This window comes from Burkholderia sp. Ac-20345, from assembly GCF_017104825.1.
Taxonomy (GTDB): domain Bacteria; phylum Pseudomonadota; class Gammaproteobacteria; order Burkholderiales; family Burkholderiaceae; genus Burkholderia; species Burkholderia lata_B.
The window spans coordinates 43,738-66,547 of record NZ_JAAGPO010000030.1 but is presented as its reverse complement, the minus strand read 5'-3'; the positions used below and the strand labels follow the sequence as shown (position 1 = coordinate 66,547).

Here is a 22,810-nt window from a genome sequence, read left to right as displayed (position 1 = left end):
GCCAAAGGCCACTACTGGTTTGTCCGACGGGAGTGTTAAGGAAGGTCTGCAGAAGTCGTTTCCGGAGCGACGATCTTCCACAACCATCGAGGCCTGAACATTGATAACATTTTTGAGACCGGGACCGCCTGGCACTGCAGCCTGTCGGGGGCGGCGCTGGCGAAACATATGGCCACACCGGTCAGATTTTAAGATGTTCGCAAAGCTCTGCGCGCCATCCATAGATTGCTCAAAGCAAACAGAGTGGTGATCTGGGCGGTATTTTTCATCAAACCACGATAGCGGGTCTTCGCATAACCGAACTGCCGCTTGATGACGCGAAACGGGTGCTCGACCTTGGCTCGGATTCCTGCCTTCAGGCGTTCGATCTGATCGTATATCGCATCCAGAGGATCACTCAGGTCCAGTAGCCTGCGCTTGCCCGGTCTCATCGCAACATGCCAACGCACTGCGTCAGCCTCACAACGCTTCTCGATACCCTGATACCCGGCGTCAGCGTAGACATCCGTTTCTTCGCCGTGCAGCAACGCCTCGGCAACGGTGATGTCGTGCACATTGGCCGCCGTCCCAATGACCGTATGAACCAAGCCAGACTCGGCGTCTACGCCAATATGCGATTTCATGCCGAAGTACCAGTTACCGCCTTTCTGCGTCGATTGCATTTCTGGATCCCGGGTGCCGGAACCGTTCTTTGTCGAACTGGGCGCGGCAATCAGGGTGGCGTCGACTGCAGATCCAGCCTTTAGCATCAAGCCTTTTTCCGTCAGGATCTCATTGACCAGCGCGAGCATTTTCGTCGCCAGCCCATGCGTTTCGAGCAGATGGCGGAACCGGAGAATCGGGCTTTCATCCGGCAACCGCACCATGCCGCTGTCAAGACCGGCGAACTCGCGATACAGCGGCACGTCGTAGAGCGCTTCTTCCATCGCGGGGTCCGACAGACCGAACCACTGCTGCATAAAATGAATGTGTAACATCGTCGCGATCGGAAACGGCGGTCGTCCGGTTTTGCCCGTCGGATAGTGCGGCTCGATCAGCGCAATCAGCTTCAGCCAAGGCACAACACGCCGCATCTCATCGAGAAATTCCCGCTTGCGCGTGCGTTTGGTTGACAGATCCAGACCAAGACCCAACTGCGACATTGCTCTTCTCCTCAACCAATTCGCGATGCGTCCACGATAGCTGAACGCGGCGTCAATGCCAGGACTTTTGCAGACCTTCCTTAACTATGTCAAATTGTTTGTGTGGACATTCTGCGACTGGCTTTGTCGCGGCAAGGGAAAGATGGCGAGAAAACGGCAGAATCAGTAGGATTGCTTAGATTTCCAGAGAGTAAAACTGCATGAGCTCGATGCCACTCAATAGGATCCGGGCACAACGAAAATTCTTGAAGCCGAGCATGGGCCGCGTGCGTCGCTTGATCACCCGATGATCTTGTTCGACAACATTGTTCAGATACTTGTTCCGGTGAATCTTGATCGGTGCCGTTGCTTTGGCTGTATGCCGCCCGTTTCCGCCAGAATCCGATGTACCGCGGAATGGTTCCGATCAAGCAACTGAGCAATCTGCTGCAGTGACTCGCCCGTGCGCCAACGCTCCCACATTAACGCCTTCCGGGTGTCTGTATAGTAGATCCGCCGTCTCTGTTGCGTGGCAACACTCCTTGCTGCTGTGCAGCCTCAAGTATGTTGCATCGACGGGTTGAATCCGCAGTCGAAATCAGCCATTCGGATGATTTCACAAAAATCGACGGAAATTTTAGAATTCTCTTCGCACGAGTTGAGTGAAAATGAAAATGGATAACATCTTTTGGAGCCAACGCGAATGCCCCTCAGTGTGCGTACCACTCATGCAGTTCAAGACATGTCAGTAGACCCCGACACCGATAGCGTCGCCATAAAAGATGCCGCTACAACAGAAAACACATCGGCAGCCACGCAGCGAGGTCGAAATACTATCGAACGAATTTTGTGCATCGCCATCGACCTCATGGTCGACGAGGGCTATGGCGAACTCTCGATGCGGAAGATCGCCGGCAAAGCGGGTATCAGTCTGTCCAATCTGCAGTTTCATTTCAGGACTCCGAAGATCTCCTGGGTGCAGTCATGACGCAGCTGGCATCAAGGTATCTCGAACAGTATCGCACCCTGGCTGCCAATGCGCATTTGAGTTCAGAAGAACGGCTGGAAGCGGTACTCCGCCATACGCTGGCAGGCAATCGGGAGCCCCGCACACAGTCGATTTTCTTCAATATGTGGGCGATCGCACAGACCCAGGAATCTGCTCGTTCGATCGTCGAGCAGATTTACGTGGCGCAGCGCGCAGAACTTTCGCGGTTTATCGGAGAGGCTAATCCGCGCCTCAGCGCGCATGATTGCTCGCTGCGCGCCGCGCTCATCTCGTGCCAGATAGAAGGCCTGATGAGCTTGATTCCGCAGCGCGAAGCCTATCCTCACGGCCTCGATGGTATCGATGAGGAAGCCGTGCGGACGATGCTTTCTCTCGCCGCCGCGCCCTCCTCAGCCAACGCAATTCGCCCTCACTAAGCGCACTTGGTGAGGGCGAATATCGGAACCGCTATGCGGTTTACGCTTCGTCGAGCAACCGCCCCATACTCTTGTAGAGTTCAGGACGCGCAGCTTTCAGCCAATAGGCAAAGCCTGCGCCAAACACGCCAACCGCAAGCGTTATCCACGGAAGCGCTTCTGAGAACCACGAATTCGTACCCGTGAGCAGCGACACGTTGCTGGTGATTTCATAGACGCAGAGTACGACACCCACGCCGCTGATCGTCGGCGCGATCAGGCGTCGCCAGATCGACACGCCATGGCTGTTGCGTGCAAAGAACCCGATCACCGCCAACGCCGTCAGTGCCTGCACCGCAACGATACCGACCGCCGCCGGCACGCTGGACAGCGGAACCACCACGAGCATGGCGTCAGCCTTGTAAATCGCTGCCAGCGCGATGACCGCGACGCCGACCAGAATCTGGGCGATACCGGCAACGTGAGGCGTCTGTTGGACAGGGTGCAGTTTGGCGAAACGCGACCACAGCACACCCTCGCGTCCGAGGGCAAACAGATATCGCGCCGAGGCATTGTGGAAGCTGATCAATGCGGCCAGCAGGCTCGTGATCATCAGTATGTTGGTAATGTCGGCCGCAGTGCCGCCCAGATACCGCTGCGTGATGATGAACCACATATTGCCCGGATCCTTCGTGGCCTGCGCGATCGCTTCCGGAATACCGTAGGCATTCGTGACCAGCCATACGGAACCCGCATACAGAGCCATGATCAGGATGACCGCCGCATAGGTGGCGCGGGGAATGGAACGTTCCGGGTTGCGTGCCTCCTCCGCATAGATGGCCGTCGTCTCGAAGCCCATGTAGCAACTGATGACGAACACGAACGACGCACCAAACCCGTGACCAAACACATTCGACGGCATAAACGGCGTCAGGGCAACCGCGCTCGCGCCACTCTTGGCGAGAATTCCTCCGTCAAGAATCAGGATGATAGAAACTTCGGAAAGCATCAGCGCGAACAACACACGACCGCTAAATGCAATGTTCTTGTAACCGAAGAAAAACACGACCACCATCGAAGTCAGCGTGCACACCCACCATGGAACGGCAACACCAAAATGCGATTGGACGCCGTAGCTGATGAAAAAGCCAATCATCGCATAGCAGGCACTCAGCATGGCGTTATATGCAAGGATGGCCATAAATGCGCCACCGATCCCCCCACGGGCGTCCCATACCCTGCGCAATATAAGCGTAGAACGCGCCGGCGTTCTTGACGTAGCGGCTCATCGCGCAAAATCCGACGCTGAAGACGAGATACAGCAAACCAACCACGACATACGTGCCTGCGGCGCCGGCCCCGTTACCCATGCCGATAGCAAGCGGCGCTCCGCCAACCAGGGCCGTAAGAGGCCCGTTGGTGGCAATCACCAGAAACACGATATTCAACCAGCCCAGCGCATCCTTGCGCAGCGAGGTCTGGCTACCCTCCATCGCACTCATCGACGTCTCCTTGATTTAGCTTATCAACTATTTGAACAACCATGAATTCTTTGGTCTCGCGCCGCTCACAGCGGAACCGGAATGCAGACCGACTTGATCTCCGTGTATTGCTCGATCATCTGCCGGCCATGCTCCCGGCCGATACCCGACTGTGAGCTTCCCCTGAAATTTCGCCTTCCAATAGGTCGTGTGTAAACTCGACGGAAAGGAAGGAAGTTAGGCATGTTCAAGGTACCGAAACAGTCGTACACGGCAGAGTTCAAGTTGGCCGCCGTACAGCGGGTCAAGGATGGCCAGGGAGTGGCCGTCGTGGCCCGCGAGCTGGGCATTTCTGAGCAGACGCTTCGCAACTGGGTGAAGGGTGAAGCGTCGGGCAAGCTCAACGGCGCCGGAGCGAAGCCGGTCACGCCGGAGCAGATGGAACTGTCGCGTCTGCGAGCGGAGAACAAGCGCCTGCAGATGTAGCTTGAGATCGCAAAAAAAGCGGCAGCATACTTCGCGAAGGACCTGCTGTGAGGTATGCCTGGATCGACCGGCAGGTCGGGCAATATCCACTGTCGTCGTTGTGCCACGTGCTGTCGGTCAGCGTGAACGGTTATCGCGCGTGGAAGCGTGGCGGTAGACCGGGGCGAACGCGATTGACGGACACGCAATTGCTGACGCTGATCCGGACGGTGCACGCCGAGGCCAAGGGCGCATACGGCTCGCCACGCATGACCAAGGAAATCCGTGATCGAGGCTTTCCAGTCAGCAAGGCGCGCGTGGAACGGCTGATGCGTGAGAACGGCATCCGGGCCCGGCAAAAGCGCCGTTACCGAGCGACGACCGATTCGAAGCACAAGCTGCCGGTTGCGCCGAATCTGTTGAATCGGGAGTTCACGCCCGCCGAGCCGAGTCAGGTGTTCAGCTCGGACATCACGTACATCTGGACCGACGAGGGTTGGCTGTACCTGGCCGTGGTGCTCGACCTGTTTAACCGGGAGGTGGTTGGCTGGTCGATCAAGCCGCGCATGACGGCGGATCTCGTAACGGACGCGCTGACGATGGCTTGGTTCCGCCGCCGACCCGCGCTGGGCGCACTGTGCCACTCGGATCGGGGCAGTCAATACGCGAGTCACGAGTTCCAACGCAAACTGGCCGCCTACGGCATGCGCTGCTCGATGAGCCGCAAGGGAAATTGTTGGGACAACGCCCCGACGGAAAGCTTCTTTAACAGCTTGAAGAACGAACGGGTTCATGCCACGCGCTACTGGACGCATCAGGACGCGAAGGTCGATCTGTTCGAATACATCGAAGTGTTTTACAACCGCAGTCGTCGTAATTCGTCGCTCGGCTTTGTTTCTCCGGAGCGGTTCCTTCGAGACTGGATCAAAGCTCAGCAGACCAAGGACGCCGCGGCATAACTCGGGACCGTTGGAAGGCGAAATACCGAGGGAACCTCACAGTTTGTAGCCGCCGAACGGCAGATTGGGATCCACCGGGATATGGCTGTTGATCCAGACGGTTCCGGCTTCCAGCGCCCGAATGCCGCGCAATGCCGAATTGAGGTCATTGGTCCACACGCTCGCGGCCAAGCCATTCTTTGAAGCGTTCGCTAGGATCACCGCCTCGTCCCGCGTGTCGATCGGCGTGACGCTGACCACTGGTCCGAAGATCTCGTCGCGCACGGCGGGGTTGTCGGCGTCGGCATTGACGATCAGCGTCGGTTCGAAATAAAAGCCGCTGGAATTCGGGCGCCTGCCACCGGTGACGATGACCGCCGTCTTTCCCGATTTCTCGACCAAGGCGGCAACTTTCTCGACGTGTGCGCGCGACACCAGCGGTTGTAGATCCGCGCTCATGTCCATGCCAGGCCCCACGCGCAGGCGCTGCATGGCGCCGCTCATTCCGGTTACCACCCTGTCGTAGATGGAGCGATGCACATAAAGTCGCGACGCTGCCGCGCACACCTGCCCCTGATTGAGGAGGCAGGCGCCCATGATGCCCGGCATGATCTGATTGCAATCTGATTTTTTCGGAAGATGAACTGTTCGGAGCCTTGAAGCGCTTTGACGCGGAGGGAATGACCGTCAAGATTCACTGCTCCACAGAGGGCGCTGTGCGGACAGCGTTGAATGCCATTGCACGCGTGCGGTCTACGAACGGCCCCGGATGTCGTCACGAGATCGCGCACGCCGGCTTCGTTGCCCCGGATGACGTGAAGCGCCTGACCGAACTCGATGTTACAGCCGAAATGTCTCCAGCCATCTGGCATCGAAAGGAGCCCGAGTTCGCACCGATCGATGCTGGCTTCAAATTTGCGACGCTGCGCAATCACGACGTCGAGATCTCGGTCGGCTCTGACTGGATCCTCCCCCCCGATCCGAACCTCTTTCCCGCATTGCAGGGCATGCTCGAACGCGGCGCCGAATCGGTGGACCTTCACTACGCACTTTCATGTATGACCTTGGCGGGAAGTCGCTCGATCGGGCTTGATCACCGAATCGGCTCGATAGAGGTAGGGAAATCGGCTGACTTCATCGTGCTCGACCGAAACCTATTCAAGGTTCCCATCTCCAGTATTGGGGAGACAAAAGTGCTAAAAACTATTTTTGAAGGTCGAATTGTGTTCGACCGCGGATAGAGTGAAATAAGTGTCAACGTAGTCGAAGCGGCCGTGGATCGCCGTCCACTCGGCACTGGCCTTGCGACCCCATTCCGGTTCATCGTTACAGGGCTTGGACGACGGCGATACCGTCGGTATAGTAGTCGGATTCAGGCAGCAGTTCCGACTCCAACGCGGCTTACGCGACACCGGTGGCGCTTCCCAACGCGACCGTCGACACGTCTGCCACCTGACTATCGAGGAACGAGCAAAATGTCCGTCGCAGAGTTCGCCAAAGAAAGCCTTGCTCTGGCCACACGCCTACTCCCGGAGTACCCAGCTGGAATGGAGATATTTGGTGACGGATTCGGGAAAGGTATATTTGAGCGATACAAATCACCGGACGATTTTCATCACGCTTACATTGGCGGTATGTACCGGTTCAATCCGTTCCTGCACGGCGACGGCTCGCTCGAATGCCAGGATGTCGAAACACTGTCGGCACGGCTGGCTGCCGCGCCGGACAGCGGTCGGTATCAACAATTCGTGACCGGACACGGAATTGCCGACATGGTCGTGATGAGCTTTCGGGAGGACGGCGGGGGCGCCAATGCGCTTGGTTGGTTGGCGTACCTGATCCCCAAACACGCGGAGAGTGACGCGACCGCGAGAGCGATAGCGGTCGCGCGGGCGCTCTTCCCGTACGTCGAGTTCAATCTCAGGCAGCAGCTTGCAGGCGGCGCTCGGAGACATGCGTCGTGCAACCTTGCAACGTTGAATCTGTCTGCGCGGGAAGCTGACATCGCGCGACTAATCAGTCTTGGTCTATCCAACAAGGAAATCGCGATCCGGCTTGATCTTGCTGTACCCACGATCAAATGCTATGTGACACAGATCCTCGCTCGCACGGGGCTCAAGAACCGCGTCGAGTTGATTGGACTACTCAAGACACGACAACCTGTCGCGTAGTCACGCCAATCGCGTCACCTTGCAGGAGACGCATGTCCATAGCGTCGCGAGACCGAGCGAGTACGGCAAGGCACCTTGCATTCATGATGTGTACCAGGTCACAAGTGCCCCTGCCGGGCGCACATGAAAAGGCGGCACGAATCGGAGTTCCTGCCGCCCATATCACCAAATAGAAAATTGAAAGCGATTTGTGCCGTAACCTTCGCTCAGTCCTGCAGCGCGGCCCACATCTCCTTGTCACGCTGCGCCGTCCAGATGCGCGGATGCGTGATGCCACTCGCTTCGTCGAACGCGCGCGACACGTCGAACGGCAGACAGTGCTCGTAGATGAACACCTGGCCGAACTTCGGATCCATCGCTTCGCGCGTGAGCGCCATCGACGCCTTCAGGTCGAGCTTGCGCTCGACCGCCTTGCGGCCCTGCGCGAGCAGCGTCGTCACGAAGTCCTTCGTGTAGTCAAGGCCCTTGTTCACTTCGGCCGGATTCAGCAGCGCGGGGCCGCGGCCCGGCACGAGCTTTTCCGCGCCGAGCGCGCGCAGCGCCTCGAGCGTGGCCGGCCACTGTTCGAGCTGCGCGTCGCCGCAATAGCAGGCCGCGTCGTATTCGACCAGGTCGCCCGAGAACAGCACCTTCTGCGACGGCAGCCAGACGATCGTGTCGCCCTTCGTGTGGCCCGATCCAACGTGCATGATCTTCACTTCGAGCTTGCCGAGGAACAGCGTGATCTCGCGCTCGAACACGAGCGTCGGCCAGGTCAGGCCCGGCACCGTCTCGACGCCCGCGAACAGGCGCGGGAAACGCTCGATCTCCGACTTCATGTCGGCCTCGCCGCGCTCGACGATCATTTCATACGTGCCGCGGCTCGCGATCACGTGCTGCGCGCCTTCGTCGAAATACGCGGACGCGCCGAGCACGCGCACCGCATGGTAGTGCGACAGCACGACGTGCTTGATCGGCTTGTCGGTCACGCTGCGGATCTTCGCGATCAGGTCCTGCGCCATCGCGGGCGTCGCGGTCGTGTCGACGATCAGCACGCTGTCGTCGCCGATGATCACGCCCGAGTTCGGGTCGCCTTCGGCGGTGTATGCGTAGGCGTTCTCCGAGAGCTGGGTCCAGGTGATCTTCTTCACTTCCAGATCGGCTTGAGAAGCGAATGCCTTAGCCATGTGAGTTTCCTTCCCTATGAATGAAATTGAGCGTTGTGGTGATGCGGAGCCTACGCCGGAGGGGGCTCGGCATCCGGTTGGACAGACGGCTCCGCGCTCGCGAACGCAGGGAGTAGCGATGCGTGCTCGTAGAGCCGGCGCAGCGTCGGGTACGCGTCCATCGGGATCGCAAAGCGGCGCGCGTTCCAGACCTGAGGAACGAGGCACAGGTCGGCAATGCTAGGCATATCGCCGAACACGCAGCGGCCGACACGCGGATCGGACGCGAGCTTGCGTTCGAGCGACGCAAAGCCAGCGCCGATCCAGTGCGCGTACCACGCGGTCTTCTGCTCGTCGCTGACGTCGAGCACCTTCTTCAGATAGGTCAGCACGCGCAGATTGTTCAGCGGGTGAATCTCGCACGCGATCTGCAGGACGACCGCACGGACGAACGCCCGGTCTGCCGGGTCGGCGGGCAGCAGCGGCGGCTCCGGGTAACGCTCGTCCAGATACTCGATAATCGCGAGTGATTGCGATAGCGGCTGCCCATCGCCATCGATCAGCGCCGGAACGAGACCATCCGGTTGCACCTTGCGGTATGCCTCGTTCAGTTGCTCGCCGCCATCGCGCAGCAGGTGCACCGGGAGCTGCGTGTAGTCAAGCCCTTTCAAGTTCAGCGCGATCCGCACCCGGAACGATGCCGAGCTTCGAAAGTACGTGTACAGGCTCAGATTAGGCATCCGGCCCCGCCCCATCGTCCGCGCTGGCGAGCGCAGGTTGGATCTTGCCGACGCACGTGCCGAAGCCGACGCGATAGCCGTCGCCCTGGCACCAGCCCGCTAGCGTGAGCTCGTCGCCGTCCTCGATGAACGTGCGGCTGCCGCCGCCATTCAGCGCGAGCGGCTCCTTGCCGTTCCACGTCAGTTCGAGCAGGCTGCCGAACGAATCCCTGGTCGGCCCGCTGATCGTGCCCGAACCCATCAGGTCGCCGACGCGCGTGTTGCAGCCCGCGACCGTGTGATGCGCGAGCTGCTGCGCCATCGTCCAGTACATGTGCTTGAAGTTGGTGCGGCAGATCGATGTCGCTTCGGCGACGCCTTCCGCACGCAGCGTCACTTCCAGCGCGATGTCGAACGCATGCCTGCCCGCGTGCTGCAGATACGCGAGCGGCTGCGGCGACTGTTCGGGCTGCGCGACGCGGAACGGTTCGAGCGCGTCGAGCGTGACGATCCACGGCGAGATCGTCGTCGCGAAGGTCTTCGCGTTGAACGGGCCGAGCGGCACGTATTCCCACTGCTGGATGTCGCGTGCGCTCCAGTCGTTCAGCAGCACCATCCCGAAAATATGCGCTTCGGCGTCCTCGCACGCGATCGGCTCGCCGAGTGCGTTGCCCTTCCCGACGATGAAGCCCGTCTCCAGTTCGATGTCGAGCTTGCGGCACGCGCCGAACACCGGACGCTCCTGGTCGGGCAGCTTCAGTTGCCCGTTCGGGCGCCGCACCGGCGTGCCGCTCACGACCACCGACGACGCGCGGCCGTTGTAGCCGATCGGCATCTCCAACCAGTTCGGCAACAGCGCATTCTTCGGATCGCGGAACATCGAGCCGACGTTGGTCGCGTGCTCCTTCGACGAATAGAAATCGGTGTAGCCGGGAATATCGACCGGCAGATGCAGCGTCGCGTCGCGTTGCGCGACGAGCACCTGCGCACGCAACGCGGCTTCATCGCGCAGCCGCGCGTCGCCGCGCGAGAACAGCGCCGACAGCTGCACGCGCACGCTGCGCCATGCATCGCGGCCGAGTGCGATGAACGGATTGAGCGTCGGCGCGGCAAATACGTCGGCACCGGCCGACAGTGTCACGAGGCCCGCACGCGCGAGCGCGGCGAGATCGACGATCTGGTCGCCGAGCGCGACGCCCACGCGGCGCGCCGGTTGCTTCGCATCGCTGAAGATCCCGAACGGCAGGTTCTGGATCGGGAAATCGCAGGCGGGATCGTTCGCCGTATCGACCCAGCTCTTGCGGGCCGGGTCGAGCGTCGCGCGCCAGTCTTGGGTATCGCTCATCTTTGCTCCGGATTGAAGTGTTTCCTGATGCCTTGCCAGCATTCGAAGTAATCGGCCTGCAGCTGCGCGGTGTCGAGCGCGTAACGCGTCGGCCGGATCAGCGTGCGGGTTTCGAACATGAACGCCATCGTTGCGTCGACCTTGTGCGGCTTCGTCGTGTCGCCCACGGACGCCTTCTCGAACGTGTCAGCGTCCGGCCCGTGACCCGACATGCAGTTGTGCAGGCTCGCGCCGCCCGGCATGAAACCTTCGGCCTTCGCGTCGTACGCGCCATGCACGAGCCCCATGTATTCGCTCGCGACGTTGCGGTGGAACCAGGGCGGGCGGAACGTATCCTCGGCCGCGAGCCAGCGCGGCGGGAAGATCACGAAGTCGATTGAGTCGACGCCCGGCGTGTCGCTCGGTGATTGCAGCACGAGGAAAATCGACGGATCGGGATGGTCGAAGCTGATCGAGCCGATCGTGTTGAACAGGCGCAGGTCGTATTTGCACGGCGCGTAGTTGCCGTGCCATGCGACGACGTCGAGCGGCGAATGGCCGATGTCCGCGCGCCAGAGTCGCCCGTTCAGCTTCGTGACGAGTTCGAACGCGCCTTCGCGATCCTCGTACGCGGCCTGCGGCGTCAGGAAGTCGCGCGGGTTCGCGAGCCCGTTCGAGCCGATCGGGCCGAGGTCAGGCAGCCGTAGCAGCGCGCCGAAGTTCTCGCAGATGTAGCCGCGCGCGTCGCCATCCGGCAGCGCTACCGTGAAGCGCACGCCGCGCGGGATCACCGCGATCTCGAACGGCTCGACGTCGAGCCGGCCAAGTTCCGTCGCGATGTGCAGGCGCCCCTGCTGCGGGACGATCAGCAGCTCGCCATCGCCGTTGTAGAAGAAGCGGTCCTGCATCGAGCGGTTCGCCGCGTACAGGTGGATCGCGCAACCGTTCATCGCGGCGGCCGAACCGTTGCCGGCCATCGTCACCCAGCCTTCGACGAAATCGGTCGGCTCGACCGGCATCGGCAGCGGATCCCAGCGCAGCTGGTTCGGCGGCGTCGGCGGCACGTCGGCCGAGTCGCCGAACTCCGACACGAGCCGCTGCGGGCCCGCGTACGGCTCGAACGGCCGGTGCACGGCCGCCGGGCGGATCCGGTACAGCCACGAGCGGCGGTTGTGGCTGCGCGGCGCGGTAAACGCGGTGCCCGACAACTGCTCCGCATACAGCCCGTAGGGCGCGCGCTGCGGCGAGTTGCGGCCGTGCGGCAGCGCGCCGGGCAGCGCCTCGGTCGCGAATTCGTTCGCGAATCCGCTCAGGTAGCCGGCGTCGCTCGGCTTCGTAAGGTTCATCTTCATTTGTCAGCCCTCCCGTCCTGTTGCACAAGCATGCGACGTGCCACCCAGTTCCAATACCGATTCTGCGATGCGCGCCTCGGCCATCTCGGCAGCAATCGCCGCAATATCGCCGATATGGTTCGAAAGCAGCAGGATCAATTTCGCATCGCGCATCGGCGCATTCTCCGTATCTCGATTCGCAATTGTGTCAGCTTGCGCCAGCGTTTCCGGATCGGCGACGCGCCGGCGAAGCGCATTCACCAGTCGCTCGTTCAACCGTATGCTCTGCGCATCGGTCAGGCCGTTATGTGTATCGATCAGGCGCTCATAGAACGCGTCGACTTCGGCGATGTTAGGGTCGAGAATCAGCTTCATGGTGTTCATGATTGACAGATGGCACGTTGGACGGCAGCCCGGACATCGGCCGGATCGAACGCGCGCCAGCGCGCGCACAGATGCTGGTCGGGCCGCAACAGATAGCACGATCCGGCGCGCGCATCGAAACGCTGCGCGAGCACGCCATCGATATCCTCGATAGCCGTAATGCCCGCGGGGGCCGGATCTGCAACCGCCTCGCCGCTCGGCATGACGACGATCCCGTGGACCGGCACATGATCGGTACGGAGGCCGGCAAGCCGTTGCGCGTATGACGCGGCTGACTCGCCAGGCGCTGCAAATACAACTACCGCGAATGCGCTTTCCGCAACGGTTTCGAGGAACCAGCGCACCCTGCCGTCGATCGCGATCGGCGCATCGGTGCAGACCGCCCCGAGCGCCATCGCGCCGGAAAACGTGTCATTCGGCGCGTCCGGCGTGTTCAGCGGCGAATCCGATAACACCGACGGCAACGACAGACGCCCGCTGTTGACCACCCGCCGGGCAAACGCACAATCCTTCGCTAGCTTGAGCGTCGCATCGCGGAAGACGCGCGAGATAGCGCTCTTGGGCGTGATGAAGTCAGTCGCTCGCGTCGAATTCAGAATGTTTTCCTCGGCCGCGAACTGCCGCTCCGACGCATAGGTATCGAGCAATGCATCCGGCGCCGTGCCGTCGAGCACGAACTTCAGCTTCCAAGCAAGGTTGTCCCCATCCTGCACACCGCTGTTCGCGCCGCGTGCGCCGAACGGCGACACTCCATGCGCCGAATCGCCGGCGAACAGCACACGCCCGTGACGAAAGTCATCCATCCGCAGGCACGAGAACGTATATACGCTGACCCATTCGAGCTCAAACTCGACATCGTCACCGAGCAGCGCCTTGACACGCGGTATCACACGCTCCGGCTCCTTCTCGGCGACCGGATCGGCATCCCAGCCAAGCTGGAAATCGATACGCCAGACATCGTCTGGCTGCTTGTGTAGCAGCACTGACTGATTTCGGTGGAACGGCGGGTCAAACCAGAACCAACGCTCGGTCGGGAACGATGCCTTCATCTTGACGTCGGCGATCAGGAAGCGGTCCTTGAACACACGACCGCGACTGTCGAGTCCCATCGCCTTGCGGATCGTGCTGCGCGAACCGTCCGCCGCAACCACGTACTGAGCGCGTACCGTGTATTCGCCGTCGGGAGTACTGACGCGCATCGAGACTGTATCGGCCGTCTGTTCGATCGCCTCGACCTGGTTGTTCCAGCGGATCTCGAGGTTCGACATCGTCAATGCTCGATCCGCGAGATAGCCTTCCACATAGTACTGCTGAATGTTGATGAATGCCGGATACGCGTGACCGGATTCCGGCAGCAGGTCAAACGTGTAAATCAGCTCATCCTGCAGGAACACCTTGCCGACGTTCCAGCGTACTCCCTTTTCCAGCATCCGCTTGCCGCAGCCCAGTCGATCGAAGATCTCCAGCGTACGCTTCGCGAAACAGATTGCCCGCGAGCCGGTTGACAACGTGTTGTCGTTGTCGAGTAACACGACACGTATGCCCTGCTGCGCGAGGTCGATCGCGGTGGCCAATCCGATCGGGCCTGCGCCGACCACGACGACCGGATGAACGATCTGGCGGTCTTCATCCTGTTCGGCCGCGCGCCGAAATGGGAAGCTCAGTTTCTGATAGTCGACCTCACGGTGCGCCGTTGCCTCCATTTGCATCCTCCATTCACGAACTGATTTGTCAGTACCTTATTATTCATCATTGTATAATCGATTGTATATTGCAGAATTGATGTTTACCCGAACCGCGAGCGGCAATTGACTGGCATGCCGCGGACGCGCACGAGCACGCACGCCGCGCCAATGGGGCATGCGCGATACGGCTCGGAATCGGGAATCGCGGCCCGGTTGAGACCGGTCAGGGGATCTGAAAGCCGAGCTTCGCGGAAATCGCGGCGGCGCAGTCGCGCAGCGCGGTGGCAAGACGACCGTTCCAGGCCGAGTCGAACGAGCCGGTCGGCCCGATCGCGGTGACGGCCAGCACGATCTGGCCGGTGTAGTCGAACACGGGCGCACTCATCGCGCTGATGCCCTGAATCGGAGCATCGAGCGTTCGTGCCAGGCCGTGCTCGCGGATCTCGCCGAGCAATGCATCGAGCTCGGACTGCTCGAACTTCGCGTGCACAGTGCCAGCCTGGCGCGCAACCTTCGTCTCGATCTCGACGAGTGCCCGAACCGTCATCGGCGGCAGATAAGCGGCGAATGCGAGGCCAGTTGCGGTCTGCAGCAGCGACATCACCGTGCCTGTCCGCATCGCGACGTGAATTGGATCGATCGCTGGCCGGATATGGACGATCGTCGGTCCATAGCTACCGGGTGTCGCGAGCGCGACGGTATGGCCGACCGTGGGCCCGATTGCGTCGACGAGCGGAATCGCGACCCGGACCGGATCCATCCGCTGCAGGCTGATGAGCCCCATCTGCAGCGCGAACGGGCCAAGCTCGTAGCGCCCGCTCGTTGGATCCTGGCTCACAAGTCCGAGGTTGCAGTAGCTGACGAGATAGGGATGTGCCTTCGCCGACGGCATCCCGGCCTTCTTCGCAAGATCGCCAAGAAGCATCGGTCCGCCGTGGTCGACAAGCGCCCGCAGAAGCGCGCCGCCGACCTCGATCGATTGGATACCCCGTTTTTCAACCATGATTCGCCTCATTCGATGTGATGGGCGAATGATATACGGTGCGCGAACACGGTTTCGCTTGCGCCGATCGTCAGTCAGATGTTCGCTCAGCGCCGCGGAGCCGTGCAGAAACGTGCAGGGCTCCGCCGCTCGCGTCGCGACACCCAGCAAATCGATCCCGCTGGCAGACGGACACTCATAACATCATACGAATGCCCGACATCACGGCGAACTGCCGGTTCGAATTACTGTTAACGAGATTCGGAATCTGCGCGTAATTGGCGCTCGCCCCCGTGACTGGACCGATACCTAGTCCCCCGCCCGACGCGAACTGGGAAATCTCGACTGCAATATAGCGCCGTGCGCTTGGACAGCGAATAGTTCGCGCCCAAATTCACCTGATGGAAGCGTGTGCTGTCGCCGCCGTTGACGCTCGGGGGGCAACAATCGCCCCCCTTTCCCACAATTACTCGCACCGTTCCGCTTCTGCAGCGCAGAGCAGCGCGACATGGCCACGGTGGCCAGCGGAACGAGCGGTACGCGGCTGGCCAACACTAGCGGTAACGCGCCCACGGATTACGGTGCGACTCGATTTGTGCGGAACAAGCGCGCCGGCGGCAACAACCGTTCATTGCCGACGTCGCTACCGTCACCAAGCCCCTCCCTGCTCGATAGCCGGTTCCCGCAACTCCGCGAAAATGGACGAGTTTTCAGACCGCGAAGACCACCTTTCCGTCCCGCAGCGGCAGCTCGCGGCTATCGTCGTGGCTGACTTCGCTCGCGAGCGTCGTATTGAGCAGCGCGTTCATCGCTTGAAGCAGGTCGCGATGTTTCGACTTGTCGGTCGCGAGATTGTCGACTTCGTCCGGATCCGCTTTCAGATCGTAGAGTTCGACGTCGTTGTGCGCGAACAGCTCATTGAGACTGTGTGGAGCGTTGTAGTCGAGCAGCGAAAAATAGCGGCTGAACCGGTAGCGGCCGTCGAACACGCTGCGGACGCCACCACGCAGCGACAGATCCGGTTGGAACGCCGCCGCCTGCTTCAATCGCTCGGACGCCGGCTTGCTCATATCGAGCAGCGACCGAAGCTCTTTCGCGCACCACTGCGCATCCGCAAACAGCAGCATGTGGTAGTTGAAGAGCGAAGCCGCGCGCACCGCATGCAGCGGCGCCTGGCTGGGATTCGCAAGCAGGGGCGCCGCGCTTCGCCCCGGCAGCCCGCGCGTAAGATCGGATAACTGACTGTCTGGCATGCCCGTCCGTTGCAGCAGCGTCGGTACGACATCCACGTGTGACGTGACGGCGTCGCAGGTTTTTCAGCCTGGATAGGCGGGATGGCTGACGATGAATGGAACGTGATTCTGCTCGCGGTAGGTGCAGGCGCCCCTGCCCCACATCTGATGCGCGCCGTTGAGCTCGCCGTAATCGGCTGTCATCACGATAATCGTGTTGTCGGCCATTCCAAGCGCATCGAGCGCGTCGAGCAAGCGGACGACCTGACGGTCGTTGTCACGGATGCAGTTGAAATAGTAGTCCTTCAGCACGTGCCACTCGCCATCGGTGCTGGGCCAGCCACCGACGATGTCCTCATTGGCCTTCATGTACTCGAGATGGGCCCGCGGCCGGCCGGGTGCATCGAAGGGCTGCTTGCGCGTGCGCGCGAGCGAGGCCGGCCACTCTGCGTCGTACGGCTCGTCGGCCGGCGGCGTCGCTGTCGCAAGAGCACCGCGCTTCGTCAGTGTGCCGCGTGCCTGATCGCCGCGCGGGTCCACGAACATTACGTCGTGCGGATTGACCAGATTGACCGCGAGGAACCAGGGCTTGTCCTTGCCGTTGAGCGACGCTCCCTTCGATTTCATCCAGTTGATCGCGCCGGACGTCACGAAGTCGTCGTATAGATAGCCGCCGAGCGTGTAACCAATGCTGTCGCCCATCCCGTAATAGTCGTGGAAGCCGTATTTCTCCATCGCGTTCGTGTACTGTACCGGATTCGCGGTAAACGGCTGCATGGTCGTGTTGAGCGTTCTGCTCAGATGCCATTTTCCCATGTAGGCTGGGTAGTAGCCCGCGCGCTGCATCCGGTGGCCAATCATCTCGATGTCCGTCGACGTATCGCGCTACCAGACACTCTCGCTGTTGTCGAAGACGCCCGTCTCCTGAATGTGTTGCCCGGTATAGATCGTCGAGCGCGACGGCGAGCAAACACACGACGCGATCTGGTGGTTTGTGAATGTCGTGCCTTGCTGGCGAATCCGCTCACGGCCCGGCGCCGGGAACCGTGTGGTGTCGAAGTACCGCTCCTGATCGGAAATAACGAAGAGAATATTCATGCCTTTCGGCAGCGACGCAGGCGGGACCTTCAAAGTCTGCGCCGACGTCCGCCTGGCGGACACCGACGCCTGAGGCTTTTCGGCCGCCAGCGAGGCCTGGCCGCCAATCCCGAGCGCGGCAGCGGCAAGGCTCGCCGACTTCAGGAAATCGCGCCGTGACGGCTGCGTGCCCTCCGGGTTCTGCTGGTCATGCGTTGCACGCTTGAGTTGCTTTTTTTTCAATTTCATCTTCAGTATGAAGTCGGAACTGCGTTCTCCTGCAGCGCGGACTGCTCAAGGCCGATCGGCATGCGGACAGCTAACCGTGTTTGGGCCTTCTTCCTCTCCGTTTTGCAACACTCTGCCTCCGACCGCGAGATAACACTATCAACCGAAGGTATGCAGGCCATACCGATGGTTGATAGCTGAGTAAATTTTTGTCTCTTACATTTGATTTCATACCGAACGCCCTTGCAGCCGGCCAATAAACATACGATTAATTTCCTCTTCAGAGAGTCTTAGCCGCGGAAAGCGAAGCGAAAGCATCGAGCGCCAACGTGAACGAAAGAGCGTTCACAAGCGGGAAATCCATTCCGGTCGAGGCTACGAGTAGGCCGAAGCCATTCTGGTCAGGAATGGCATGATCGTCGCCGCTAGAAGCAATAGTCAGATCGAAGAAGCTGCGTCACGGAATTTACTCGCCTGGTTCGATCGACACATTGGCGATACCGGTTCCACCTGGAAAAATTGATCCGGAATCGCAGGCGCGGACAAATTCAACAGTTGCCTTACCATTATTTAACCAAGCAAATCATCATATTCTGGATTACTAATGAATACACGTAGAATGGAGAACCTACTGGTTCTCTTGCTGGCCCTGGTCTGGGGGTTCATCTTTCTCGATCGATTGGCGATAGCTTTCCTCACGCCAGAACTCGTGAACGTGTTCCACATGAGCAATACGCAGATCGGGCAGATCATGCTGACGACCACGCTCGCGTACTCTGCATCAGCCATCTCGCTGACGTCCTATATCGACCGAAAGATCGGTTCCCGTATCGGTCTGGCAGTACTGGTTATCCTTACCTCTGTCTTTGCCGGAGCGTCCGCAATGTCGGGGACTTTCTCGACATTGCTGGTCTTCCGGGTCCTCACCGGTGCGTGCGAGGGGCCAATCTTTCCCCTCATGATGGCGATCCTCTTTCGCCACAGCAGCCCCGGCCGATATGCCGTGAACGTGGGATTCGTCGGGGCTGGCGTGGTGATTATTTGCCTCACGCTGGGTCCGATCGCCGTTACCCACATCGCAGCAATTTTTGACTGGAAAGCCGCATTTATCTTGAGTTGTCTGCCCTCTCTGCTGCTGGGCTTCGCGGTGTTCTTTTTCCTGCGACATGACGCCATTCCGGGCGACGAGCCGGAAGCAGACGAAAAGTCCGGCGGCTTTCGCCAGCGCATTGCCGATACTGTCTCGACTCTTCTCGTACGAAACGTCTGGCTGTCGGTCGTTGTCTGTACCCTCACGCTGTCTGGAATGTGGATGGGTTATACATTCGGCCCCTTGTACTGGGTCAAAATCGGCAATCTCTCGACTGAGAAGATGGGCAGCCTGGCGTCAATATCTGGATTCTTTCAGATTATCTGGGTTATCGGTATTCCGATTGCGTCTAACTACATCGGCCGCCGCGCAGCTGCCATTCTGTTTCTCGGACTTGCGGCCGCCCAAATGCTGTCGCTCTACTTTGTTGGACCGTCGACCACGACGACCACCATGTACGTCCTCCTGGGCGGTGTAGCTGGAAGTGCGACGACCCTCTTCATGGCGTTATTGAGCGTCGAAAGCGTCCCGCCCCGTCTCGCGGCAACGGCAAGTTCGCTCATTATGGGAACAGGCGAGATTTTGGGCGGCGCCGTGGCCCCGATGGTTGCAGGAGCCTATGCCGATCGTCTTGGACTCCCCGTGGTGTTGTTCATTGGTGGGGCATGTCTCGCCATGGGTGCCGTCGTTTCGATTTTCTTCAAGGAAACACGAGCGCCGCGTCGTGCGAAGTCGTCCACGGCCCTGACAGCCTCGATCAAGTAACCATTTTCAATCGAATCATGCGGCGGTGAAACAGCCGCCCCTGTCCCGAATCTTTTCTTATCTAATCATGAAAAAAATCGACCATTTATTGTTAGCATAGCGAATAAAATAGCGATACCAAGCGCAGCAATACTGCTCTGCCTTCCACATTGGGCTTCAGCACAAAGTTCGGTGACGCTGTATGGTGTGCTGGATGCCAGCCTTCTGTACACGAGCAGAAACGTAGGCGCGGTACCGGGGCAAAACGCTGGCAAGCAGTTCTCGATCATCGACAGCGGACAAGCGCCGTCGCAGTTCGGATTGAGGGGCACCGAGGACATCGGCGGCGGTCTGAAAGCTCAATTCGCACTCGAAAGCGGTATCAGTGTGGCAAACGGTGGCTTCAATAGCTCGAACGGCAATCTGTTCGGTCGCCAAGCATGGATTGGACTGGACGGAGCCTTCGGCAACGCTAAGTTTGGTCTGCAGTACTCGCCCTTCTTCCTCACCCTGTACGACCTGGATCCGCGCGGCCTGTCATTGTTCGGTAGCAGCCTGCTTCCGTATGTCGGCGCCGTGGCTGCGACCGGCGTCTTCAATACAAACGCGCTGTCATACACCAGCCCAACGATCGCCGGCTTTCAGGGAAGCGTCATGTTCGCACCTGGCGGTGTGCCGGGCGATTTCCGTGCTGGCCGACAGTATTCGGCGAGCTTGAAGTACGACAACGGTAGCTTGCTGGCGGAAGCATCGATCTATGACAGCAATGCTGGCGGCGTGCAAACGCCAGTGCCCAGCGACACCCAGTTCGAAGGACGAATGCTCGGTGCCGGTTACCGCTTCGGAAAGCTGACAGTGAAAGCGTCGTTCGTCAACTACAAGGTGGCCGGCTCATTCAACAGCAATGTCTATGGCGGTGGCGTCGACTACGTCCTTACGCCGAGCATCGACCTCAATGGCGGCGCGTGGTACTCGAAAGATCGCAACAACTCGAACAATCACTCGCTGCTCGGTGCATTGGGCGCGAACTACTTCTTGTCGAAAGCCACGACGCTGTATACCCAGGTTGCCATCGTGAACAACCACGGTGCAATGAATACAGGGCTGGCAACCAACGGGGGGACAGCCGTGGCCCCTGGTACGACTACCGGCGTCAATATCGGCATCAAGCACACCTTTTAACCAGGGAACATCGACATGAAGAAAGCTTGCTCGATCGCAGTACTGTTCATCGCATCGATCTTGGGTAGCTCGACACTCGCGCACGCACAGGCCGGCAGTTCTCCCGAGGTGTCGACGAATCCGGGCAGCGCGCGGCAAGTCGCGAAGGAACAGCGGCGCGCCGACCGCAAGCTCGCGACGCAGGTGCGCCGCACGCTCGCGAGATTCAAGGGCATCGACAGCACGCAAATCGTCGTTTTCGCGAAGCAAGGTGCTGTAACCCTGACGGGCAGCGTGCCCGACGCCTCGCAGATCACGTTGGCGGTCGACGCCGCGCGCGGGGTGAGCGGTGTCATCAGCGTCGACAATGCGTTGCGAATCAAGGCGGCAGCACAATGATCGTATTGCTTCAATAGATCGTCCTTGACGAGGATGAACGCACACTGTTGATTTCCAACCCACGCCCGTTCGACGGCTATGTCGAGCGGACGCTGCGCGTGCTGTCCACCAGTCTCCCCCACTTCCAGCGTAACCGCTACAGCGTTCCCACGAAGTACATTAACCTGCTCGTGAGGCCGGTTGGCAAAGAGAGCGGCACGACTTCGCCACGCCTCACGAATGATAGGCCGTCTCCCCGTGCGAGCTGACGTCGAGCCCTTCGCGTTCGCCCTCGCCATCGACACGCAGGCCAATCGTCATATCGACGAGCTTGAATGCGACAACCGACACGACCGCCGACCACACGAGCGAGGTCCCGGCGCCCCAGCACTGCGCAATCAGTTGCTCGCCGATGTGGTAATCGGCGACCTTGTTCCCGACGTAGTCGTAGATCCCGGTTCCGCCCAGCGACGGCGATGCGAATACCCCGGTGAGCAGCGCACCCGCGATGCCGCCGATGCAGTGCACGCCGAATACGTCGAGCGAATCGTCGACGCCGAGAAGGCGCTTGAGCCCGTTGACGCCCCAATAGCACACGATGCCAGCGATCAACCCCATCGCGATCGCGCCCATCGGCCCGACGAATCCACATGCCGGGGTGATTACAACCAGCCCGGCGATCGCGCCGGACACCGCGCCGAGCATCGACGGCTTCTTCTTCAGCGACCATTCGACGAAGGTCCACGACACCGTCGCCGCACATGTTGCCAAAAGCGTCGTGACGAATGCCAGCGTGGCCGCACCGCTTGCCTCGAGCGCGGAACCGACATCGAATCCGAACCAGCCGACCCACAGCAGCGAACCGCCGATCATCGTCAACGTCAGGTTGTGCGGCGCCATCGTCTCCCGGCCAAACCCCGCCCGCTTGCCGATCATAATCGCGCCGACCAGCGCCGAGATGCCCGCATTGATATGCACCACGGTGCCTCCCGCGAAATCGATCGCACCCTTCTGGAACAGGAACCCGGCCGTCGCGTTGGCCTTGTCAGCCGCCGCGGCGCTCGTGTAAGCATCGGGGCCCGCCCAGTACCAGACCATGTGCGCGATCGGCAGGTACGAGAAGGTGAACCACAGCACCATGAACGCCAGCACCGCGGAGAATTTCGCGCGCTCGGCGATGCCACCGACAATCAGCGCTGGCGTGATTGCAGCAAACGTCAGCTGAAACGACACATAGATGAACTCAGGGATCACTACACCCTTGCTGAACGTCGCGGCTGTCGAGTCTGGCGTGATGCCAACCAGAAACGCCTTCGAGAGTCCTCCGAAGAATGCATTGCCCTCCGTGAACGCGATGCTGTAACCGTATACCGCCCACAGTACGCCGAGCAGGCAGAACACCACGAGTGTCTGCATCAGGATCGACAGCATGTTCTTCGCTCGCACCATGCCACCGTAGAAAAGGCCAAGCCCTGGCGCCGCCATCATCACGACGAGCAGCGTCGCGACGATCATCCACGCGGTGTCGCCCTTGTTCGGCACCGGCACTGCGGCTGCCACTTTGTCATCCGCGAACACGGGCAGCGCCAGCAGCCCAAGCCAGGCCCATAGAATCCAGCCAATCATCTTTTTCATGTGTCGTTTCCTCGAACAAAGACGTGCACCGCACCGCGACGCACGCGCGAACTGATGACGAACCAGCAATATCGGAACGAATGCGACACGACGCGGGTTCACCGCGCGTGTCGCA

21 protein-coding genes and 4 pseudogenes are annotated in these 22,810 nt (G+C 60.3%); 7 read left to right on the top strand and 18 right to left on the bottom strand.

Annotation, left to right across the window (positions count from 1 at the left end; translation table 11 throughout):
- Positions 1-188 precede the first annotated feature (188 nt).
- The 3 genes and pseudogenes from G3O06_RS14105 to G3O06_RS49050 form a co-directional block, all read right to left on the bottom strand.
- Complete coding sequence (locus tag G3O06_RS14105) at positions 189-1,142, bottom strand: IS5 family transposase (protein WP_205816415.1); 954 nt, start codon at positions 1,140-1,142, stop codon at positions 189-191.
- A 199-nt stretch (positions 1,143-1,341) separates the two neighbouring features.
- A pseudogene (locus G3O06_RS14100) lies at positions 1,342-1,479 on the bottom strand (DDE-type integrase/transposase/recombinase); the annotation flags it as partial.
- 387 nt (positions 1,480-1,866) lie between these two features.
- Positions 1,867-2,073: a hypothetical protein gene (locus tag G3O06_RS49050; protein ID WP_241019931.1), complete on the bottom strand. Its 207-nt coding sequence runs from the start codon at positions 2,071-2,073 to the stop codon at positions 1,867-1,869.
- 32 nt (positions 2,074-2,105) lie between these two features.
- On the opposite strand from G3O06_RS49050, the gene G3O06_RS14090 reads away from it, so the two are divergent.
- Positions 2,106-2,546 (top strand): hypothetical protein, encoded by a 441-nt coding sequence (locus G3O06_RS14090; protein WP_205816413.1) that lies wholly within the window; start codon positions 2,106-2,108, stop codon positions 2,544-2,546.
- A 40-nt stretch (positions 2,547-2,586) separates the two neighbouring features.
- Here the strand turns inward: G3O06_RS14090 and G3O06_RS14085 are convergent, their stop codons facing one another.
- Together G3O06_RS14085 and G3O06_RS14080 are read right to left on the bottom strand one after the other, a co-directional pair.
- A complete protein-coding gene (locus G3O06_RS14085) occupies positions 2,587-3,726 on the bottom strand; it encodes an APC family permease (protein ID WP_205816412.1) in 1,140 nt (379 codons plus the stop codon).
- Positions 3,707-4,027, bottom strand: a complete 321-nt coding sequence (locus G3O06_RS14080; protein ID WP_205816411.1) for a hypothetical protein — start codon at positions 4,025-4,027, stop codon at positions 3,707-3,709. The genes G3O06_RS14085 and G3O06_RS14080 overlap by 20 nt, the downstream gene beginning before the upstream one ends.
- Before the next feature lie 222 nt (positions 4,028-4,249).
- On the opposite strand from G3O06_RS14080, the pseudogene G3O06_RS14075 reads away from it, so the two are divergent.
- Positions 4,250-5,430: pseudogene (locus G3O06_RS14075) on the top strand (IS3 family transposase).
- A 36-nt stretch (positions 5,431-5,466) separates the two neighbouring features.
- Here G3O06_RS14075 and G3O06_RS14070 read toward each other — a convergent pair.
- Positions 5,467-6,027, bottom strand: a pseudogene (locus tag G3O06_RS14070) (aldehyde dehydrogenase family protein); the annotation flags it as partial.
- A gap of 5 nt (positions 6,028-6,032) precedes the next feature.
- Between G3O06_RS14070 and G3O06_RS14065 the strand changes: the two are divergent.
- Both G3O06_RS14065 and G3O06_RS14060 read left to right on the top strand, forming a co-directional pair.
- Positions 6,033-6,650: an amidohydrolase family protein gene (locus tag G3O06_RS14065; protein WP_277403715.1), complete on the top strand. Its 618-nt coding sequence runs from the start codon at positions 6,033-6,035 to the stop codon at positions 6,648-6,650.
- 234 nt (positions 6,651-6,884) lie between these two features.
- Positions 6,885-7,580: a LuxR C-terminal-related transcriptional regulator gene (locus G3O06_RS14060; RefSeq protein WP_205816408.1), complete on the top strand. Its 696-nt coding sequence runs from the start codon at positions 6,885-6,887 to the stop codon at positions 7,578-7,580.
- A gap of 206 nt (positions 7,581-7,786) precedes the next feature.
- On the opposite strand, the gene G3O06_RS14055 is transcribed toward G3O06_RS14060, so the two are convergent.
- The 11 genes and pseudogenes from G3O06_RS14055 to G3O06_RS49955 all read right to left on the bottom strand — a co-directional run bounded on the left by G3O06_RS14055 (position 7,787) and on the right by G3O06_RS49955 (position 17,702).
- Positions 7,787-8,746, bottom strand: coding sequence for an MBL fold metallo-hydrolase (locus G3O06_RS14055; protein ID WP_205816407.1), 960 nt, complete (start codon positions 8,744-8,746; stop codon positions 7,787-7,789).
- Positions 8,747-8,796: 50 nt separating this feature from the next.
- Positions 8,797-9,456: a maleylacetoacetate isomerase gene (maiA, locus tag G3O06_RS14050; protein WP_205816425.1), complete on the bottom strand. Its 660-nt coding sequence runs from the start codon at positions 9,454-9,456 to the stop codon at positions 8,797-8,799.
- Between the two features lies 1 nt (position 9,457).
- The gene (fahA, locus tag G3O06_RS14045; protein WP_205816406.1) at positions 9,458-10,789 is read right to left on the bottom strand and encodes a fumarylacetoacetase; all 1,332 of its coding nucleotides are present in this window, start codon (positions 10,787-10,789) and stop codon (positions 9,458-9,460) included.
- Positions 10,786-12,120 (bottom strand): homogentisate 1,2-dioxygenase, encoded by a 1,335-nt coding sequence (gene hmgA / locus G3O06_RS14040; RefSeq protein WP_205816405.1) that lies wholly within the window; start codon positions 12,118-12,120, stop codon positions 10,786-10,788. Before hmgA ends, fahA begins: the two co-directional genes overlap by 4 nt.
- Before the next feature lie 3 nt (positions 12,121-12,123).
- Entirely contained in the window at positions 12,124-12,474 is a 351-nt protein-coding gene (locus G3O06_RS14035) for a DUF2783 domain-containing protein (protein ID WP_205816404.1), read from the bottom strand.
- A 5-nt stretch (positions 12,475-12,479) separates the two neighbouring features.
- Positions 12,480-14,186 carry an FAD-dependent oxidoreductase gene (locus G3O06_RS14030; protein WP_205816403.1) on the bottom strand — a complete coding sequence of 569 codons (1,707 nt, stop codon included), beginning with the start codon at positions 14,184-14,186 and terminating at the stop codon, positions 12,480-12,482.
- A gap of 205 nt (positions 14,187-14,391) precedes the next feature.
- Positions 14,392-15,183 (bottom strand): IclR family transcriptional regulator, encoded by a 792-nt coding sequence (locus G3O06_RS14025; protein WP_205816424.1) that lies wholly within the window; start codon positions 15,181-15,183, stop codon positions 14,392-14,394.
- Between the two features lie 163 nt (positions 15,184-15,346).
- Positions 15,347-15,578, bottom strand: a pseudogene (locus G3O06_RS49045) (porin); the annotation flags it as partial.
- Positions 15,579-15,860: 282 nt separating this feature from the next.
- Positions 15,861-16,403: a hypothetical protein gene (locus G3O06_RS49040; RefSeq protein ID WP_241019927.1), complete on the bottom strand. Its 543-nt coding sequence runs from the start codon at positions 16,401-16,403 to the stop codon at positions 15,861-15,863.
- Between the two features lie 63 nt (positions 16,404-16,466).
- A complete protein-coding gene (locus G3O06_RS49960) occupies positions 16,467-17,243 on the bottom strand; it encodes a sulfatase-like hydrolase/transferase (RefSeq protein ID WP_346779517.1) in 777 nt (258 codons plus the stop codon).
- A gap of 24 nt (positions 17,244-17,267) precedes the next feature.
- Positions 17,268-17,702 (bottom strand): twin-arginine translocation signal domain-containing protein, encoded by a 435-nt coding sequence (locus tag G3O06_RS49955; protein WP_346779516.1) that lies wholly within the window; start codon positions 17,700-17,702, stop codon positions 17,268-17,270.
- A 604-nt stretch (positions 17,703-18,306) separates the two neighbouring features.
- Between G3O06_RS49955 and G3O06_RS14015 the strand changes: the two genes are divergently transcribed.
- The 3 genes from G3O06_RS14015 to G3O06_RS14005 all read left to right on the top strand — a co-directional run bounded on the left by G3O06_RS14015 (position 18,307) and on the right by G3O06_RS14005 (position 21,081).
- The gene (locus G3O06_RS14015) at positions 18,307-19,542 is read left to right on the top strand and encodes an MFS transporter (RefSeq protein WP_205816402.1); all 1,236 of its coding nucleotides are present in this window, start codon (positions 18,307-18,309) and stop codon (positions 19,540-19,542) included.
- Positions 19,543-19,650: 108 nt separating this feature from the next.
- Positions 19,651-20,703, top strand: coding sequence for a porin (locus G3O06_RS14010; protein ID WP_346779520.1), 1,053 nt, complete (start codon positions 19,651-19,653; stop codon positions 20,701-20,703).
- Between the two features lie 15 nt (positions 20,704-20,718).
- Positions 20,719-21,081 carry a BON domain-containing protein gene (locus G3O06_RS14005; protein ID WP_205816401.1) on the top strand — a complete coding sequence of 121 codons (363 nt, stop codon included), beginning with the start codon at positions 20,719-20,721 and terminating at the stop codon, positions 21,079-21,081.
- Positions 21,082-21,294: 213 nt separating this feature from the next.
- Here G3O06_RS14005 and G3O06_RS14000 read toward each other — a convergent pair whose 3' ends face one another.
- Positions 21,295-22,686, bottom strand: a complete 1,392-nt coding sequence (locus G3O06_RS14000) for an ammonium transporter (RefSeq protein WP_205816422.1) — start codon at positions 22,684-22,686, stop codon at positions 21,295-21,297.
- Between the last annotated feature and the right edge of the window lie 124 nt (positions 22,687-22,810).

Bases quoted from the DNA above. Each gene is read 5' to 3' on its own strand.
- G3O06_RS14105 (WP_205816415.1), bottom strand. From the start codon at position 1,142: ATGTCGCAGTTGGGTCTTGGTCTGGATCTGTCAACCAAACGCACGCGC.
- G3O06_RS49050 (WP_241019931.1), bottom strand. From the start codon at position 2,073: ATGAAACTGCAGATTGGACAGACTGATACCCGCTTTGCCGGCGATCTT.
- G3O06_RS14090 (WP_205816413.1), top strand. From the start codon at position 2,106: ATGACGCAGCTGGCATCAAGGTATCTCGAACAGTATCGCACCCTGGCT.
- G3O06_RS14085 (WP_205816412.1), bottom strand. From the start codon at position 3,726: ATGGCCATCCTTGCATATAACGCCATGCTGAGTGCCTGCTATGCGATG.
- G3O06_RS14080 (WP_205816411.1), bottom strand. From the start codon at position 4,027: ATGAGTGCGATGGAGGGTAGCCAGACCTCGCTGCGCAAGGATGCGCTG.
- G3O06_RS14060 (WP_205816408.1), top strand. From the start codon at position 6,885: ATGTCCGTCGCAGAGTTCGCCAAAGAAAGCCTTGCTCTGGCCACACGC.
- G3O06_RS14055 (WP_205816407.1), bottom strand. From the start codon at position 8,746: ATGGCTAAGGCATTCGCTTCTCAAGCCGATCTGGAAGTGAAGAAGATC.
- fahA (WP_205816406.1), bottom strand. From the start codon at position 10,789: ATGAGCGATACCCAAGACTGGCGCGCGACGCTCGACCCGGCCCGCAAG.
- hmgA (WP_205816405.1), bottom strand. From the start codon at position 12,120: ATGAAGATGAACCTTACGAAGCCGAGCGACGCCGGCTACCTGAGCGGA.
- G3O06_RS14035 (WP_205816404.1), bottom strand. From the start codon at position 12,474: ATGAAGCTGATTCTCGACCCTAACATCGCCGAAGTCGACGCGTTCTAT.
- G3O06_RS14030 (WP_205816403.1), bottom strand. From the start codon at position 14,186: ATGGAGGCAACGGCGCACCGTGAGGTCGACTATCAGAAACTGAGCTTC.
- G3O06_RS14025 (WP_205816424.1), bottom strand. From the start codon at position 15,183: ATGAGGCGAATCATGGTTGAAAAACGGGGTATCCAATCGATCGAGGTC.
- G3O06_RS49040 (WP_241019927.1), bottom strand. From the start codon at position 16,403: ATGCCAGACAGTCAGTTATCCGATCTTACGCGCGGGCTGCCGGGGCGA.
- G3O06_RS49960 (WP_346779517.1), bottom strand. From the start codon at position 17,243: ATGATTGGCCACCGGATGCAGCGCGCGGGCTACTACCCAGCCTACATG.
- G3O06_RS14015 (WP_205816402.1), top strand. From the start codon at position 18,307: ATGGAGAACCTACTGGTTCTCTTGCTGGCCCTGGTCTGGGGGTTCATC.
- G3O06_RS14005 (WP_205816401.1), top strand. From the start codon at position 20,719: ATGAAGAAAGCTTGCTCGATCGCAGTACTGTTCATCGCATCGATCTTG.
- G3O06_RS14000 (WP_205816422.1), bottom strand. From the start codon at position 22,686: ATGATTGGCTGGATTCTATGGGCCTGGCTTGGGCTGCTGGCGCTGCCC.